Origin of the sequence: Pseudonocardia endophytica, assembly GCF_004339565.1 — a bacterium.
Taxonomy (GTDB): Bacteria; Actinomycetota; Actinomycetes; order Mycobacteriales; family Pseudonocardiaceae; genus Pseudonocardia; species Pseudonocardia endophytica.
Genome location: NZ_SMFZ01000001.1, coordinates 150,573 through 166,736, shown reverse-complemented (window position 1 = coordinate 166,736; position 16,164 = coordinate 150,573). Strand labels below are relative to the sequence as shown.

At 73.9% G+C, this 16,164-nt stretch carries 14 protein-coding genes; 3 read left to right on the top strand and 11 right to left on the bottom strand.

Annotated features, from left to right (window positions below):
* Positions 1-2: 2 nt before the first annotated feature.
* On the bottom strand, positions 3-2,054 hold the full coding sequence (tkt, locus tag EV378_RS00785) for a transketolase (protein WP_132427200.1): 2,052 nt from the start codon (positions 2,052-2,054) through the stop codon (positions 3-5).
* A 411-nt stretch (positions 2,055-2,465) separates the two neighbouring features.
* On the opposite strand from tkt, the gene EV378_RS00780 reads away from it, so the two are divergent.
* The gene (locus EV378_RS00780) at positions 2,466-3,422 is read left to right on the top strand and encodes a heme o synthase (protein WP_132420837.1); all 957 of its coding nucleotides are present in this window, start codon (positions 2,466-2,468) and stop codon (positions 3,420-3,422) included.
* A 3-nt stretch (positions 3,423-3,425) separates the two neighbouring features.
* Here EV378_RS00780 and hepT read toward each other — a convergent pair whose 3' ends face one another.
* The 7 genes from hepT to EV378_RS00745 all read right to left on the bottom strand — a co-directional run bounded on the left by hepT (position 3,426) and on the right by EV378_RS00745 (position 10,840).
* Positions 3,426-3,839 (bottom strand): type VII toxin-antitoxin system HepT family RNase toxin, encoded by a 414-nt coding sequence (gene hepT, locus EV378_RS35110; RefSeq protein ID WP_165922084.1) that lies wholly within the window; start codon positions 3,837-3,839, stop codon positions 3,426-3,428.
* Positions 3,832-4,203, bottom strand: coding sequence for a type VII toxin-antitoxin system MntA family adenylyltransferase antitoxin (gene mntA, locus EV378_RS00770; protein ID WP_132420835.1), 372 nt, complete (start codon positions 4,201-4,203; stop codon positions 3,832-3,834). The genes hepT and mntA overlap by 8 nt, the downstream gene beginning before the upstream one ends.
* A gap of 21 nt (positions 4,204-4,224) precedes the next feature.
* Positions 4,225-6,234 carry a S9 family peptidase gene (locus EV378_RS00765; RefSeq protein ID WP_132420834.1) on the bottom strand — a complete coding sequence of 670 codons (2,010 nt, stop codon included), beginning with the start codon at positions 6,232-6,234 and terminating at the stop codon, positions 4,225-4,227.
* A 40-nt stretch (positions 6,235-6,274) separates the two neighbouring features.
* On the bottom strand, positions 6,275-7,246 hold the full coding sequence (locus EV378_RS00760) for a quinone oxidoreductase family protein (RefSeq protein WP_132420833.1): 972 nt from the start codon (positions 7,244-7,246) through the stop codon (positions 6,275-6,277).
* Between the two features lie 587 nt (positions 7,247-7,833).
* On the bottom strand, positions 7,834-8,685 hold the full coding sequence (locus tag EV378_RS00755) for an ABC transporter permease (protein WP_279389585.1): 852 nt from the start codon (positions 8,683-8,685) through the stop codon (positions 7,834-7,836).
* The gene (locus EV378_RS00750) at positions 8,682-9,701 is read right to left on the bottom strand and encodes an ABC transporter ATP-binding protein (protein ID WP_132427196.1); all 1,020 of its coding nucleotides are present in this window, start codon (positions 9,699-9,701) and stop codon (positions 8,682-8,684) included. The genes EV378_RS00755 and EV378_RS00750 overlap by 4 nt, the downstream gene beginning before the upstream one ends.
* Positions 9,702-9,721: 20 nt before the next feature.
* Entirely contained in the window at positions 9,722-10,840 is a 1,119-nt protein-coding gene (locus EV378_RS00745; protein ID WP_243653204.1) for a LolA family protein, read from the bottom strand.
* A gap of 85 nt (positions 10,841-10,925) precedes the next feature.
* Here EV378_RS00745 and EV378_RS00740 point away from each other — a divergent pair, with 85 nt between their 5' ends.
* Positions 10,926-11,603 carry a response regulator transcription factor gene (locus EV378_RS00740; protein ID WP_132420832.1) on the top strand — a complete coding sequence of 226 codons (678 nt, stop codon included), beginning with the start codon at positions 10,926-10,928 and terminating at the stop codon, positions 11,601-11,603.
* A complete protein-coding gene (locus tag EV378_RS00735; protein ID WP_132420831.1) occupies positions 11,600-12,928 on the top strand; it encodes a sensor histidine kinase in 1,329 nt (442 codons plus the stop codon). Before EV378_RS00740 ends, EV378_RS00735 begins: the two co-directional genes overlap by 4 nt.
* 108 nt (positions 12,929-13,036) lie before the next feature.
* On the opposite strand, the gene EV378_RS00730 is transcribed toward EV378_RS00735, so the two are convergent.
* The 3 genes from EV378_RS00730 to EV378_RS00720 form a co-directional block, all read right to left on the bottom strand.
* A complete protein-coding gene (locus tag EV378_RS00730) occupies positions 13,037-14,029 on the bottom strand; it encodes a COX15/CtaA family protein (RefSeq protein WP_243653203.1) in 993 nt (330 codons plus the stop codon).
* A gap of 448 nt (positions 14,030-14,477) precedes the next feature.
* The gene (locus EV378_RS00725; protein WP_243653202.1) at positions 14,478-15,263 is read right to left on the bottom strand and encodes an ABC transporter permease; all 786 of its coding nucleotides are present in this window, start codon (positions 15,261-15,263) and stop codon (positions 14,478-14,480) included.
* Positions 15,260-16,159, bottom strand: coding sequence for an ABC transporter ATP-binding protein (locus EV378_RS00720; RefSeq protein ID WP_132427191.1), 900 nt, complete (start codon positions 16,157-16,159; stop codon positions 15,260-15,262). The genes EV378_RS00725 and EV378_RS00720 overlap by 4 nt, the downstream gene beginning before the upstream one ends.
* Positions 16,160-16,164: the final 5 nt, after the last annotated feature.

Below are 16,164 nucleotides of genomic sequence, written 5' to 3'. Positions count from 1 at the left end.
TTCTACGACGCCGCGGCGACGGACCGCCGCGCGGCGTCGGCGACGGTCTCGGGTGTGAAACCGAACTTCTCGAACAGCGTGGCGGCGTCGGCGCTCGCGCCGTAGTGCTCGATGGAGACGATCCGGCCCGCGTCGCCGACCCAGCGGTACCAGGGCATGGCGATCCCGGCCTCCACGGCGACCCGAGCCTTCAGCGCGGACGGCAGCACCGACTCGCGGTACCCGTCGTCCTGGGCCTCGAACCACTCCATGCACGGCATCGACACCACACGGGTACCGACGCCCTCGCCCTCCAGGATCTTCCGCGCGGCCGTCGCCAGGTGCAGCTCGGAGCCGGTGGCGATGATCACGACCTGCGGGATGCCGGAGGACGCCTCGTCGAGCACGTAGCCACCGCGGTTGACGCCCTCGTAGTTCGTGCCGGTCAACGTCGGCACGTTCTGGCGGGTCAGCGCGAACCCGGTCGGGCCGCCGCCGACCCGCTCCAGCGCCGCGCGCCAGGCGTAGGCCGTCTCGTTCGCGTCGCCGGGGCGCACGACGGCGAGGTTCGGGATGGCCCGCAACGCCGCCAGGTGCTCGATCGGCTGGTGGGTCGGGCCGTCCTCGCCGAGCCCGATCGAGTCGTGCGTCCACACGTAGATCGGGTCGATGTCCATCAGCGCGGCCAGGCGCACCGACGGGCGCATGTAGTCCGAGAACTGCAGGAACGTGCCGCCGTAGGGACGGGTCGGCCCGTGCAGCGCGATGCCGGACAGGATCGCGCCCATCGCGTGCTCGCGGATGCCGAAGTGCATCGTGCGGCCGAACGGGTTCGCCGCCCACATGGTCGTGGCCGCGGACTTCGGGCCGAACGAGTCGGCGCCCTTCATCGTCGTGTTGTTGCTCTCGGCGAGGTCGGCGGAGCCGCCCCACAGCTCCGGCAGCACGTCGGCGATGGCGCTGAGCACCTCGCCGCCCGCCTTGCGGGTCGCGATGCCCTTCTCGTCGGCGTCCCAGTGCGGCAGCGCGTCCGTCCACCCCTCCGGCAGCCTGCCGGCGAGCAGGCGGTCGAGCAGCTGCTTGCGGTGCGGCTCGCGCTCCGCCCACTCGTCGAACGTGCCCTGCCAGGTGTCGTGCGCCTCGCGCGAGCGCTCACCGACGGCCCGGGTGTGCTTGAGGACGTCCTCGTCGACCTCGAAGTCCCGGTCCGGGTCGAAGCCGAGCTTCTCCTTGACGGCACGGACCTCCGGGTCGCCGAGAGCGGAGCCGTGCGCCGCACCGGTGTTCATCTTGTTCGGCGCCGGGTAGCCGATCACCGTGCGCAGGCGGATGAACGACGGCCTGCTCGTCTCCGCGCGCGCCGCCGACAGCGCGGCCAGGATGCCGCTGACGTTCTCGCCGCCGTCGACGGTCTGGACGTGCCAGCCGTACGCCTCGTAGCGTGCCGCGGTGTCCTCGGACAGCGCGATCGTGGTGTCGTCCTCGATCGAGATCTCGTTCGCGTCGTAGATCACCGTGAGGTTGCCGAGCTCCTGGCGCCCGGCCAGGGACGACGCCTCGCTGGTGACGCCCTCCTCGATGTCACCGTCCGAGGCGATCACGTAGATCTGGTGGTCGAACGGGCTGGCGCCCTCCGGCGTGTCCGGGTCGAACAGGCCGCGCTCGCGACGGGCGGCCATCGCCATCCCGACGGCGGACGCGAGCCCCTGGCCCAGCGGACCGGTCGTCATCTCGACGCCGCGGGTGTGCCCGTACTCCGGGTGGCCCGGGGTGAGCGACTCCCAGGTGCGCAGCTTCTCCAGGTCCTCGCGCTCCAGCCCGTAACCGGCCAGGTAGAGCTGGATGTAGAGGGTGAGGCTGGAGTGCCCGGCGGACAGCACGAACCGGTCGCGCCCCATCCAGTCCGGGTCCGACGGGTCGTGCCGCATCACGCGCTGGAACAGGGTGTAGGCCAGGGGAGCCAGGCTCATCGCCGTACCAGGGTGCCCGCTGCCGCACTTCTGGACCGCGTCCGCGGCCAGCACCCGGATCGTGTCCACGGCGCGGCGGTCCAGGTCGGTCCAGTCGTCGGGCACGTGGGGCGTGACGAGCGCTTCGACGGCGGCCGGCCCGGCGTGCGGGGAGTCGGCGGTGACCGCGTTGGCGTGGGTGGTGCCTTCGGGGCTGGACAAGTCGATGACTCCTACGCTCTGTGTCGACGGCTCTGGTCGATGCTCGTTGTCGGGTCCGGCGCGGCCGCACACGGCGGCCGGGCGACGCGGATCACGCCGCCCGCGCTGCCGGTCCCGTCCTCGCGGCCACCCTATCGCTCAAGGCCTCTGCCAGCAGGTACCTCCACGGTGAACCCCCCGCGACATCCCCGACACGGGGGGTCTACCCGGTGGGCGCGACGGGCATACCACCGGTTAGCATCGACGCGCTGTAGAAGTCCGGAGCCCGAACGTCCGGCGGCACCACCACCGATCCGACAGCGAGGTAGTGAACGCGTGAGCGCACCCGTGTCCCGTCCGGGACGGGAGACGTCACCGCAGGCGGACCCGTCGCGCGGTCGGTGGCAGCGCATCACGGACACCGTCAAGGCCTACCTCGGCCTCACCAAGACGCGGATCATCGAGCAGCTGCTGGTGGTCACGGTGCCCGCGATGTTCCTCGCGCAGCGCGGGATCCCGTCGATCTGGCTGATCGTGGCGACGCTGTTCGGCGGCGCCATGGCGGCGGCCAGCGCGCACGCGTTGAACTGCGTGGTCGACGCGGACATCGACCAGAAGATGAAGCGGACGTCGCGGCGCCCGCTGGCCCGCGGCCAGGTCCCCGCCGGGCACGCGCTGGTCTTCGGCCTGGTGCTGGGGGCGATCAGCTCGCTCTGGCTCGGGTTCACGACGAACTGGCTGGCCGCCGGGCTCTCGGTCGCCGCGATCGCGTTCTACGTGCTCGTCTACACGCTGCTGCTCAAGCGCCGGACATCGCAGAACATCGTCTGGGGTGGCGCGGCGGGCTGCATGCCGGTGGTGATCGGCTGGGCGGCCGTGACCGGTGACGTCGGCTGGCCGGCGCTGGTGATGTTCGGCGTGATCTTCTTCTGGACGCCGCCACACTTCTGGGCGCTCGCGATGCGCTACCGCGAGGACTACGCCGCGGCGGAAGTGCCGATGCTCCCGGTCGTCGCAACACCGCGGCAGGTGTCGGTGCGCATCGTGATCTACAGCTGGGTGATGGCGGCGTGGAGCCTGCTGCTCCTGCCCGCGACGTCGTGGATCTACGTCGGGGTAGCCCTTGCCGGTGGCGCGTACTTCGTGTTCCGCGCGCACCGGCTGCACGCGAACGTCAAGGCGGGCCGCGAGGTCTCGCCGATGCCGTTGTTCCACCTCTCGAACATCTACCTGTGCGTGCTGTTCGCGGCGATCGCCGTGGACGCGGCGGTGGGACTCCCGGTCCTGGTCTGAGGGTCAGTCCAACAGCCGGGTCATCGCGGCGACGAACTCCCGCAGATCGCGGAGGTCGTCAAGGTGGTCGATGACCATCCGGTCGTCGACCTCGGCGTAGCCGTGCACGAGCACGTTGCGGAATCCCACCGCACCACTCAACCGGCCGGCCAGCTCGCCGTCGAGGAGTGCCGCGTCAGCGAGCGAGCGGAACGCGGCCGCATTGGTCGGCGGGACACCGAGACCACGGTCGGCCACGACGTGCTGAGCGGCGTCGATGCCGGCCTCGATGGCGGTCTGGAACGTGTATTTGAGGTCACCCATCCGGACCCGGTCGCCTAGGAGCGGCTCGCGATCCTGCGTGGCGTACTCGTCGAGGATCGCGAGCCGGGCCGTGATCCGCGCCACGAGCCCGAGCAGCCTCTCTCGATCAACCATGGGCTCGGACGAAGTCCTGGCGGAACCGCTCGCGCCGAAACGCCTCGTCGAGGTGACGCTTGCGGGTCTCCGCCTGCCAACGGATCCGGGCCGTGGGCTGGTCGTCAAGCACGACGATGCCTTCCATCGCCACCCGACCGGCCAGCCCATCGGGTGCCCGGCGCAGGTCGAGGAGATCCACGATGTCCGGAAGTGCGCCCCGAAGAGCCCAGTCGTCGATCGGCCGGTCGGACCACACGGCCAGGTCCACATCGGAGCGATCACCTGCGGTACCGGTCGCGTGGCTGCCGAAGACCAACGCGAAGACCACGCCGTGCTCGCGCAACACCTCGTTCACACGATCCATGTCGACCGGCAGGTACATGCCCAGAGGGTAGGGCACTCCTTACCGCAGCAGGTCCGGCGTCTCCCACGGTTCGCCGAGGACGTGCGTGGCCAGGAACGCGTGCACCGTCTCGTACCAGAGCACCGCGTGCTGGGGAGCCAGTACCCAGTGGTTCTCGTCCGGGAAGTGCAGGAACCGGTGCGGGTTCGCGTCCGGGTCCTCCTGACGCGAGGTCAGGTCCCACCACAGCGCGAGCGCCTCGGTGATCGGGACCCGGAAGTCCCGGTCGCCGTGGATCACCAGCATCGGCGTCCGGATCGCGTCGGCGAACCGGTGCGGGCTGTGCTCGGCGACCATCCGGGCGTTCAGCTCGTGGTGCCAGTAGCCGGGGTGGTCGGTGGTCGGGACGAACCGGTCCAGCGCCCACAGGCTGGCGTGGGTGACGATCGCGCGGAAGCGGTCGGTGTGCCCGGCGATCCAGTTCGCCATGTAGCCGCCGAACGAGCCGCCCATGGCGGCCGTGCGGGTCTCGTCGATGTCGTCGCGCTGCTCGGCGGCGTCGGTGAGCGCCAGGACGTCGGTGTACGGCGCATCGCCCCAGGCGCCCCAGCCACGCTGGACGAAGGCGTGCCCGTACCCGGTGGACAGCGCCGGGTCGGGGAGCAGAACGGCGTACCCGCGGGCCGCCATCAGCCACGGGTTCCAGCGCCACATCCAGCCGTTCCAGCTGGACAGCGGCCCGCCGTGCACCCAGAGGAGGAGCGGAGCGGGTGTCGTGGACTCGGGGAGCACGAGCCACGCGCGCAACGGGCTGCCGTCCGGGGCCGTCGTCTCGATCTCGGTCAGCCGTCCCGGCAGTTCCGGATCGGCGGCCGGTCCGAGCAGTGCTTCCGGCTCGCCGTCCGCGGTGTGCGCGTCCACCCGGACCGGGGCGGGCGGGGCGTCGACGGCGTGGCGCAGCGCGTACACCCAGCGTCCGTCCGGCGACGGGCACGGCTCGGCGTAGGCGCCGTGGTCGCCGGTCAGCCGCGTGACCGTGCCGGCCGCGACGTCGATCCGGAACAGCGGTGCGCGTCCCCGCTCGTCGGCGGTGACGATCAGGTGCGCGGAGTCGGCACTCCACCGCACGGCGGACGGCCAGCGATCCCACCCGGGCGCCGCCTCCCGCGCGGCCCCGCCCTCGATCGGCACCACGACGAGGTCGATCTCCGGCGCGTGGTCGGCCGACGGCAGCACCTCGCGGACGACGGCGACCTGCGTGCCGTCCGGGCTGATCCGCGGCGCCTGCAGGTCGTGGCCGGGCTCGTCGAGCAGGATCCGGCGGTGCCCGGTGGCGGTGTCCAGCGCGACGATCACCGCCCGGTGCTCCCCGGACGACGAGGTGTCCCACGCGGTGACGACGGTGCGCCCGTCCGGCGCGATGTCGTGCCCGGTCTCGTCCAGTGCCCGGCCCGGTGCCGGGGTCAGGTCCGTCCACTCCAGACTCTCCGCTCCCGGCGCTGCGACGACCAGGCGGGGCTCTGCGGGACCGAGGTCGTGGTCCCAGTGCCGGACCGGGTCACCCGTGTGCAGCACCGCGGTCACCTTGGCGTCGCCCCGGGCCGCGCGCCTGCGCTCGTCGTCCTCGGCGGTGATGCTGCCGGGCAGCGTCGCGGACGTCGCCAGGACCGTGCCCGCGTCGCGGGCGACGACCGGGTCGGAGACGCCGCCGGGGCGGCTGCCGACGATCCGGGCCTCGCCGCCTCCGGCGGGCAGCGACCACAGTGCGGCCGGGCCGTCGCCGCCGTCGCCGGAGGTGTCCGGGTCCGGGCGGGCGGACAGGAACAGCACGTCGCCGTCCGGGGTGAGCACCGGGTTCGACTCGCCCGCGGCGCTACGGGTCAGCCGCCGCGCCGGCGTCGAACCGTGCGGATCGACCTCCCAGAGCGCGCTGACCATCCGTGTGCGGTCGGGGTCGAGCTCGGCGACCGTCGTGATCAGGCGCTCACCGTCGGGGGACAGCGCGAGCCCGGCCAGGCGGGGCACCTCGATGTAGGCCTGGAGATCGTGGAACGGCGTCTGCGGGGGCACACCGTTTCCTAGCACGCCCCGCCGCGCCGCCGCGTCGGCCTCAGGGCGTCAGGATCAGCTTGCCCGTCGTGCGTCGCGCCTGGAGGTCCTCGTGCGCGTTCCGGGCCTGGTCCAGCGGGTAGCGGTGCCCGATCCGCACGTCCAGCGTCCCGTCGGCGACGGCGGCGTAGACGCCCGCGGCGCGGTCGCGCAGCTCGCCGGTGGTGATGACGAAGTCGAACAGCTTCGGACGGGTCAGGAACACCGACCCGGCACTGTTCAGCCGCTGCGGGTCGACCGGCGGGACCGGGCCGCTGGCCGCCCCGAACAGCACGAGCATGCCGCGACGACGGAGGCTGGCCAGGCTGGCGTCGAACGTCGTCTTCCCGACGCTGTCGAACGCGGCGGCGACGCCCTCGTCGTCGGTGAACGCGCGCACCGCGGCGGCCAGGTCGTCGACCTCGGTGTACCGGATCACCTCGGCCGCACCCGCACCGCGGGCGAGCTCCTCCTTCTCGGGGGTGGAGACGGTGGCGATCACCCGCGCACCCTTGGCCGCGGCCAACTGCACGAGCAGCAGCCCGACGCCACCCGCCGCGGCGTGCACGAGGACGGTGTCGCCCCGCTGCACCGGGTAGGTGTCGTTCACCAGGAAGTGCGCCGTCATGCCCTGCAGGAGCGCGCCGACGGCTTGCTCGTCGTCGACGCCGTCGGGGACCGGGACGGCCTTCTCCCACGGGACGACGATCTTCTGCGCGTAGCTGCCGAACGTCTCGGCCCACGCGATGCGGTCGCCGACCGACACGCCGTGCACGCCCTCGCCGAGCGCGGTCACCTTCCCGGAGCCCTCCAACCCGGCGACGTAGGGCGTCTCCATCGGGTAGATGCCCTCGCGCTGGTAGGTGTCGATGTAGTTGATCCCGGCCGCCGCGACGTCGACCAGCACCTCACCGGGACCGGGGGTCGGATCCTGGAGGTCGACGACCTCGAGCACGTCCGGACCGCCCGCCTTCGTCACCTGTACCGCACGCATGGCGTCAGATCATGCCGTGCCGCCCGGACGGTCGGCGACTTCCGGTCCCGCGCCACGGGATCCGGCCTGATGTCGCCCCGCGGCGCGTCGTGATCGGCGGAACTGGTCGGATCGCGCCGCTGGTGGCGCGCCGCTGCCGGTTCCGCTGATCACGGCGCTCGAAGAGGTGGGCGACGCTCCCGAGATGGACCGGTGCCGCGTCGCCGAGCAACGAGCCGGCACCGCTCTGGCCCGGCCATGATCAGCGGGAGTGGCTGGAACGCGCCACTGGTGGCGCGCTGGTGCCGATTCCGCCGATCATGGACGGCGGAGGTGAGCCGCCTCCGTCGCCTGGGCCGGCCATGATCACCGGGAGTGGCCGGATCGCGCCACGGGTGGCGCGCTGTGACCGCTTCCGCCGATCACGGAGGTGGAGGTGAGCCGCCCCCGTCGCCCGGGCCCGGCCATGATCGGCGGGAGTGGCTGGATCGCGCCATCGGCGGCGCGCTCTGTCCACTTCTGCCGATCATGGACCTGGGCGGCGGACGCACTGCCCGGTGGACCGCCTCGGCTGTCCGGAGCGGCAGGTAGGTCGCGGCCCGGCCCGGTCAGGCGTCGCGGCGGAGCATCCGGAACACCAGGAGCGCGGCGCCGACGAGCAGGTACACGAGCGCGACGAGCGAGCTCTGGCCCAGTCCGTCCAGGGGGAGCGGGTCGCGGATCACGTCCGCGCTCGCCGACCAGCCCGACGTCAGCAGGTACGGCTGCAACCAGTCGAGCGCCGGGATCGCCCCGGCCACGCCGAACGCGATCACGCCGCCGAGCACCGACGCGAGCACCACGAGCGGGTGCTCGGTGCACGCCGAGATCGCCAGTGCCACGGCCCCGACGGCGGCCAGCTGACCGACCGTCCACAGTGCAACGAGCGCGACCCGCCACAGCGCTTCGCCTGCTCCCAACGTCGTGCCGGACAACGTGACCGCGGCGGCACCCGGCGTCCCGACCACGACCCACCCGGCCAGCACCCCGACGACGGCCAGCACGAGCACGCAGATCGCCGCGACGACGAGCACACCGAACGCCTTCATCGCCGCCAGTCGCAGTCGACCGACGGGGGACAGCAGCAGTCCGCGCAGCGTGCCGTGCTGGGACTCGCCCGCGATCGCGTCCGCCGCCGCGGTGGAGACGGCCAACGGCAGCAGCAGGGCCAACGAGACGGTCATCGCCGCGACCGGCAGCACGAGCCCGTTGCCGGCGACGGAGCCGATCAGCCCGCGTCCGCCCTCACCGTCGGCGACCACGACACCGATCGCGATCAGGATCGGCACGACGGCGAACAGCCCGAACATGACCAGCGTGCGGGGGCGGCGCAGCACCCACCGCATCTCGGCCGCGCAGAGCCGCCACAGCGGAACGGGACGGGGATCGGCGGTCGGCGTGGCGTCCGCGACGGCGGTCACGAGCTCTCCTGTTCGGTCAGGCGGGCGAACAGCTCCTCCAGGTGCGGACGGCGGCGTCGCACCTCGTACACGTCGATCCCGTCGCGGACGAGCGCGGCGAACAGCACGGGCGGTGGGGGCCCGCCGTCGCCGACGACCACGCCGGGATGCTGTGCCGTCCCCGCCCCGCCGGCTCCGCCGGTCTCCGGCCCCCGCGCGAACGCCGTCGCCCCGGTCGCGCGCAGCGTCGCGAGTGCGGCGTCCACATCGGGGGTGGCGATCTCCAGACCGCCGCCGCCCGCGTCGAGCAGCGTGCCGAGCTCGCCGGACACGACGAGCGACCCGGACTGCAGCACGGCGACGTGCGTGCACACCGCCTCGACCTCGGCCAGCAGGTGCGACGACAGCAGGACGGTCGCGCCCGCCGCGCGCAGCTCCGCGACGATCGTCCGCACCTCGCGGGTGCCGGCCGGGTCGAGCCCGTTCGTCGGCTCGTCGAGGACGACGAGCCGACGGGGGACCAGCAACGCCGCACCGAGTCCGAGGCGTTGCTTCATGCCGAGCGAGTAGCCGCGGAAGCGGCGGTCCGCCGCGTCGGACAGGCCGACGCGCTCCAGGGCGTCGTCGACGGCACCGCGGATCCCCGACGGCGCCAGCCGCGGCTCGGTGGCGGCGACCCGGCGCAGGTTCTCCCGTCCGGACAGGAACGGGTGGAAGCCCGGCCCCTCGACCAGGGCACCGACGTCCGGCAGCGTCGCCGCGAGCCCGTCGGGAACCCGGCGGCCGAGCAGCTCGACCGACCCGGTCGTGGGCCTCGTCAGCCCGAGCAGCATGCGGATGAGCGTCGTCTTGCCGGACCCGTTCGGACCGAGCATCCCGAACACCGAGCCGGCCGGGACGTCGAGGTCGATCCCGTCCACGGCGACCGTGCGCCCGAACGTCTTCCGCACGCCACGCACCCGGGCCGCGACGGGCCCGGAGGCCGGGACCGCGCTCGTCGCACGATCACCGGCCTCCGTGGGACGTTCCGTCGACATCCCGGTCACGTGCTGATCGGTCACGTGCCGAGTGCCTCGACGAGCACCTGCGGCGGCACCGCACCGGCGGCGACCCGGCCGTCGTCGGTGATGATCGCCGAGCCGACCGCCGTCGTGATCTGGCGGCCCGTGCCCCATGCCCCGCTGACCGGCGTGCCGAGCGAGTTCAGGTCCACCCCGCCGTCGGGGCCGCCCGGTCCCGGCCGCTGTTCCTGCTGACCCTGTGGCTGGTCCTTCCCGGCTGGCCGCTGCGCGACGATCACGGTGTCCCAGCCGTCGCCGACGACCTTCGGGCCACCGGGCGTGTTCGCGTCCGGCTTCTGCCCGGGTCCGCGTCGCTGGTCGGGTGCCCCGCCACGGTCCGGCGCGTCCTCGACCTTCGTGCCGGGCGGCGGCGTGAACGTGAACAGCGACGGGTCCTGCGGGCCGAACGTCACGTCGCTGAAGCCGGCCTGCAGCGCCGGGTCCGCGGACCCGTTGGTCAGGACGGAGAGCTGGAGCGGGATCCGCTTCTCGCCGTCCACCGCGACCCGCACCTCGCGCAGCAGCGTGCGCTCACCCGGCTTCGGGGTCAGCACGAGCTGGTAGACGGCGCGTCCGGCGACCTCACCGGTGCCGTCGACGGCGACGTTGCTGGTCTTCTGCAGGTCGCCGATCAGGGTCCGCGACGCGGCCGCCGGATCGGTGGCGTCCGCACCGCCCCGTCCCGTGGCGTCGGGCCCCGGCTTCTCGCCTGCGCGCTGCGGGCTCCTCGTCGCGGTGCGGTCCTCGGAGTCGTAGGCCCAGCGGGTGGTGCCGTCCGACACGAACGTCTTCTCGCCCTGCGCCGTCGGCAGCGACGCGCGGGCCTTGCCGTCCCCGCCGGACCACACGCGCGCCGTGCTGGTGCCGTTCGCGGCCTGCGGCAGGCCCGGCAGCGCGGGCAGACCGAGCGCGTTGTCGACGGTCACGGTGCCGTTCAGCGGCCCCGGGTCCGGCGCGGTCATGACGGACTCGACGAGCTGCTCCGGCGTCACGGGCGGCAACGCCTGCGCGGCGGTGGCGCCGGGCGCCACGGCCACACCGATCCCGACGAGCGCGGCGACGGCCGCCCCGATCCCCCCGGTCCACGCCGCGCGGCGGCGTCCTCGCATCCCCATGACGCACAGCCTGACGTATGACGGCTGAGACGGTCTCAGAGCGGCGTCGCCGTCTTTGTCGGTGCGAGGTCCTACCGTCGTGCTCGTGACCCGGGTACTGGTGGTGGACGACGAGCCCGGCGTGCGTGCCGCGCTGGAGCGCGGGCTGGCCGCCGAGGGCATGACGGTGGTGGCGTGCGCCGACGGCCGGTCCGGCCTGGAGGCGGCGCTGACCGGCGCGTTCGACGCGATCGTGCTGGACATCATCCTGCCCGGCCTGTCCGGGTACCGGGTCCTCGAGCACCTGCGGGCGGCCGGTGTGCACACCCCGGTCCTGCTGCTCTCGGCCAAGGACGGCGAGATCGACCAGGCGGACGGCCTGGACCTGGGGGCGGACGGGTACCTGGTCAAACCGTTCTCGTTCGTCGTGCTCGTCGCGCAGCTGCGGGCGATGCTGCGCCGTCGCGACGCGCCCGGTGCGGCTCCGCGGGTCCGGGTCGGTGCGCTGGAGCTGGATCCGGGCAGCGGTGCGGTCGCGTGGGGTGGGGCACCGGTCGAGTTGTCCCCGCGCGAGTTCGCGGTGCTGCACGCGCTGGTGACGCTTCCGGGGCCGGTGGTCGGGAAGGACGCACTGCGCGAACAGGTGTGGGGCGACGGCGATGCCGTCAGCCTGAACGTCGTCGAGGTCTACGTCGGCTACGTGCGGCGGAAGCTGGCCGCCGCCGGAGCCGGGGACCTGGTGCACACCGAACGCGGCCGCGGGTACCGGATCGGTGCGCCATGAACCGCCTGCGCCGCTGGTGGTCCCACCGCCCGCTGCGCATGCGGATCACGCTCGCCGTCGGCGGGGTGGCGCTGGTCGCGCTGCTGGCGCTCGGGCGGCTCGGCGCCGGGCTCGCCCTCGACGTGCTGCTCGACGGCTTCGACGCCGACCTGACCGCCCGCGCCACCGCCGGGGCGGAGCGGCTCGGGGGTTCGGCGACGGCGGACCGGGTGGGTCCGTCCCTGCGCGTGGTCGATCGTGCCGGTGACCCCGTCGACGGCGGCCCGCCGCTGCCGGTGCGGGAGGACGCCATGCGCTCGCTGTCCGCGGGCGAGCCCGCGACGACGCTCGGGCCCGTCGGCCCGGTCCGCTGGGCGGCGGCGCCGGTCGTCACGGCCGACGGTTCGACGTGGTTCGTGCTGGCCTCCGCGGACCTGTTCGCCGGCGGGCCGGTGGTCGCGGCACGGGCGGTGCTCGGGTTCCTGCTCGCCGCCGTCGCTGTGGCGCTGCTGGTGACCCTGACGGCGTGGCTGGCCGGGCGGGCCGCGCTGGTGCCCGTGGACCGGATGCGCCGTGCCGCGGCGGAGCTGGCGCCGGGGGAGCGGCTGCCGGTGCCGCCGGCGCGGGACGAGCTGCAGGCGCTCGCCGGGGAGATCAACGCGCTGCTCGCCCGTCGCGACGAGGCCGCCTCCCGTCTGGAGCGCTTCACCGGAGACGCGGCGCACGAGCTGCGGTCGCCGGTCGCGTCGCTGCGCGCGCAGGCCGAGGTCGCCGTCGCACACCCGGACCCGGCCATGGCCGAGGACACGCTCCGGTCGGTCGCCCACGAGGCGCGACGGCTGAGCGTGCTGCTCGACGGCCTGATGGCGCTCGCCCGTGCCGACGCGGGCCGTCGCCCGGAGGCCCGCCCGGTGGACGTCGTCGCGGCCGCCCGCTCGGCCGTGGAGCGGGCGCGGACCCCTGACGGACCGGCGATCGAGCTGATCACCCCCGGCCCGGCCGTCGTCGCGGCGGGTGCCGCCGAGGTCGATCTGGTGCTGGACAACCTGCTGGAGAACGGCACCCGGCACGCGCGCGGTCTGGTCCGGATCGCGGTCCTGCCGGCCGGGCGGTGGGTGCGGCTGGTCGTCGACGACGACGGCCCCGGCATCCCCGGGCCCGACCGCGCCCGCGTGTTCGACCGGTTCACCCGCCTCGAGCCGGAGTCGGGCCGCGGCTCCGGCCTGGGCCTGGCCCTGGTGGACGCCGCTGTCCGGGGCCGGGGCGGGACGGTCGCGGCCGCTGCTGCGCCCACCGGTGGCGCACGTCTGGAGGTGCGCTGGCCCGCGACCGCGCCATCGCCGTGATCCGCGTTCGCGGAGCGGGGCGTTCGGCGGGCGAACGCTTCGCTCCGGAGCCGTCGATCACCAGTCGGCGCACGGGCCGGTCTCGGTCCCGCGATCCGGTGGCGCGGGCTACGGGCGGTCGGCGGTGGCGTCGGCGAGGGGGCGCTGGTCGGCGTCGGTTGTGGTGGTGGGCGTCGTCGACGTCGCGGGGACGGGGCGGGTCGTCGTGCCGGACCAGACCGACGAGGCGGCCGCGGTCACCAGGCCGGCGCCCAGTACGTGCAGGGACACCAGCAGCTCCGGGACGCCGAGCGCGTACTGGATCCCGCCGAGCGCTCCCTGCGCCAGCACGACGGCGACGAGTACCCCGAACCGGCGACCGAGTGTGGCCGGGGCGCCGACCGCGCGGAGTGCGAACCCGAGCCCGACGAGCGTGCCCAGGTACAGGAACAGCACGTCGGCGTGCAGTGACGCGAGCCCCGGCACGGCGACGTCCAGTCGTGGGGTGGCCGCGTCCCCCGCGTGCGGGCCTGCGGCCGTGACGAGCGTTCCGGCGATCAGCAGCGCCGCGAGGACGGCCGTGCTGACCGCGACCAGGCCGCGCACGGCTCCGGGCACGGCGGGCGTGGCCGGGGCGTCACCCTCCCGTGCGGCGGAGACGAGCAGGACGGAGAGCCAGACCAGCACCATCGACGCGAGGAAGTGCGGCATCACACTCCACCACGACAGCCCGGCGAGCACGGTGATGCCGCCGATCACCCCCTGCGCCAGGACCCCCGCCGGCATGAGCGCCGCGAGCACGGTGAGCCGTCGCCGTCGGGGCCGGGTGGTCAGCGCGCCGAGCAGGCAGGCGATCGCGACGACCACCACCACCACGCCGAGCAGCCGATTGCCGAACTCGATCCACTGGTGCAGCGGCTGCAGCTCGGGGTGCGCGACCGGGATCAGGCTGCCCGGGTTGCAGTTCGGCCACGTCGGACAGCCGAGCCCGGACCCGGTCACCCGGACCACCGACCCGGTCACCGCGATCCCGATCTGCGCCACCACGTTCGCGATCGCGAGGGCGATCATCACCGGGTGCGGCGTCGCCGGGATGCGTGAGGTCGAGGAGGGTCGCGCCACGTCCCCATCGTAGGTCGTGCCGCTCCGGCGACCGTCCGCCACCACCAGGAGCGGACCGGATGGGCGGGCGGTGTCCTATCGGCCGTCACCATGGCGTCGTCGCATCGACCGCTGCGTGCCTGTCGACGGGTATGCACGTCCGCGCGCCACGATGTTGTGGTCGTCCGTCCCACCACGGCGTCGCTCTCGACCCGCGGCGCCGGCGACCGGGCAGGGGGCTCCGGTCCGCGCGAACGTTCCGCTCGGCGGGCCGGCAGGATCGGCGGGAACGTTCCGGCCGTGACGGCCACGCGAACGTTCCACTCGATCGGCACGATCCGTCGAGTGGAACGCTGTCGTGGTCCTGCCACCGTGACCCGCGATGCACAGGGCCCGATCGCGGCCGACGTCGCACGCAGCCCGTGGGATCACAGGCCTCGAGACGTCGTGCCCGGCTCCGCGTCGTGCGTCAGCGCCAGCGGACGGTGCGGGCGGCCACCAGCCCGGCGACGACGGCCCAGACCAGGAGGACCACCAGCGGTCCGGCGCCGGCGGACGGGCCGGCACCCATCGCCCCGCGGAGGGACTCGGCCAGGGCACCGGACGGCAGCACCGCCGCGAGCGCGGCCATCGGGCCGGGCAGCACGGACAGCGGGATGACGATGCCGCCGGCCAGGAGCAGCACGAACCAGACCAGGTTCGCCACCGCGAGAGTGATCTCCGCACGCAGCGTCCCGCCGAGCAGGATGCCCAGCGCGCCGAACGCCGCCGCACCGAGCAGCACGGCGGGCACGGCGACGGCCAGGTCGGTCGAGCCGGGCCGCCAGCCCAGCACGAGCCCGACCAGGCACAGCAGGATCACCTGCAGCACCACGACGGCGAGCACCGCGGCGAGCCGCCCGCACACCAGCAGCCAGCGGGGAAGGGCGGTCGCGGCCAGTCGTCGCAGCACGCCGTAGCGCCGGTCGAAGCCGAGCGCGATCGCCTGGCTGGTGAACGCCGACGACATCACGGCCAGCGCCAGGATCGACGGCAGCACGGTCTGCACCCGGGGCACGGGCACCGGGAGCAGCGGGATGAGCGAGAGACCCACCAGCAGCACGAGCGGGATGAGGATCGTCAGCAGCACCTGCTCGCCGTTGCGCAGCGCCAGACGGGTCTCGATGCCCGCCTGGGCGCGCAGCATCCCGAGCAGCGAGCCGCGGCCCGGGTCGGGCGTGAACGTGCCCTCGGCGAACGTGGGGGACGAGGTCACGAGCGCAGCTCCCGCCCGGTCAGGTCGAGGTAGACATCCTCGAGGCTTCGGCGGTGGACCTTCACGTCGTCGGCGGTGACGCCCTGGTCCGCGCACCACGACGTGATCGCGGACAGCGCGGCCGGGTCGATCCGGCCCTGCACCCGGTAGCGGCCGGGAAGCGTCTCGGACGTCGCGTACCCGTCCGGGAGCTTCCGGTCCAGCGGTTCCAGGTCCATCCCGGCCCTGGCCTTGAAACGGAGTTCCTGCTGGTCACCGGCGGTCAGCTCGGCGGGGGAGCCCTGCGCGACGACCCGGCCGTGGTCGATGATCACGACGTCGTCGGCGAGTGCCTCCGCCTCCTCCATCAGATGCGTGGTCAGCAGCACCGCCACACCGTCCCGGCGCAGGGCCGCGACGAGCTGCCACACCAGGTGCCGGGCCTGCGGGTCCATCCCGGCCGTCGGCTCGTCGAGGAACACCAGCTCCGGGCGTCCGACGACGGCGCACGCCAGCGCCAGCCGCTGCTGCTCGCCACCGGACAGCCGCTTGTACGGGATGCGCGTCCGTCCGGAGAGGCCGAGCACGTCGAGCAGCCAGTCCGGGTCCAGCGGACGGGCGGCGCAGGCCGCGACCACCCGCAGCATCTCCCCGGCCCGCACGCCCGGGTAGGCGCCGCCGCCCTGCGGCATGGTCCCGATCCGCGCGCGCACCGACTCCGACGACGGGTCGCTGCCCAGCACCGACACCGACCCCGCGTCCGGGCGCATCAGGCCGGCGCAGATCTCGACGGTCGTCGTCTTGCCGGCGCCGTTCGGCCCAAGCAGTGCCAGCACCCCGGCGGACGGGAGCTCCAGGTCGACGCCGTCGAGCGCCGTCGTCGAACCGTAGCTCTTGGTCAGGCCACGGGCGGACAGTGCGG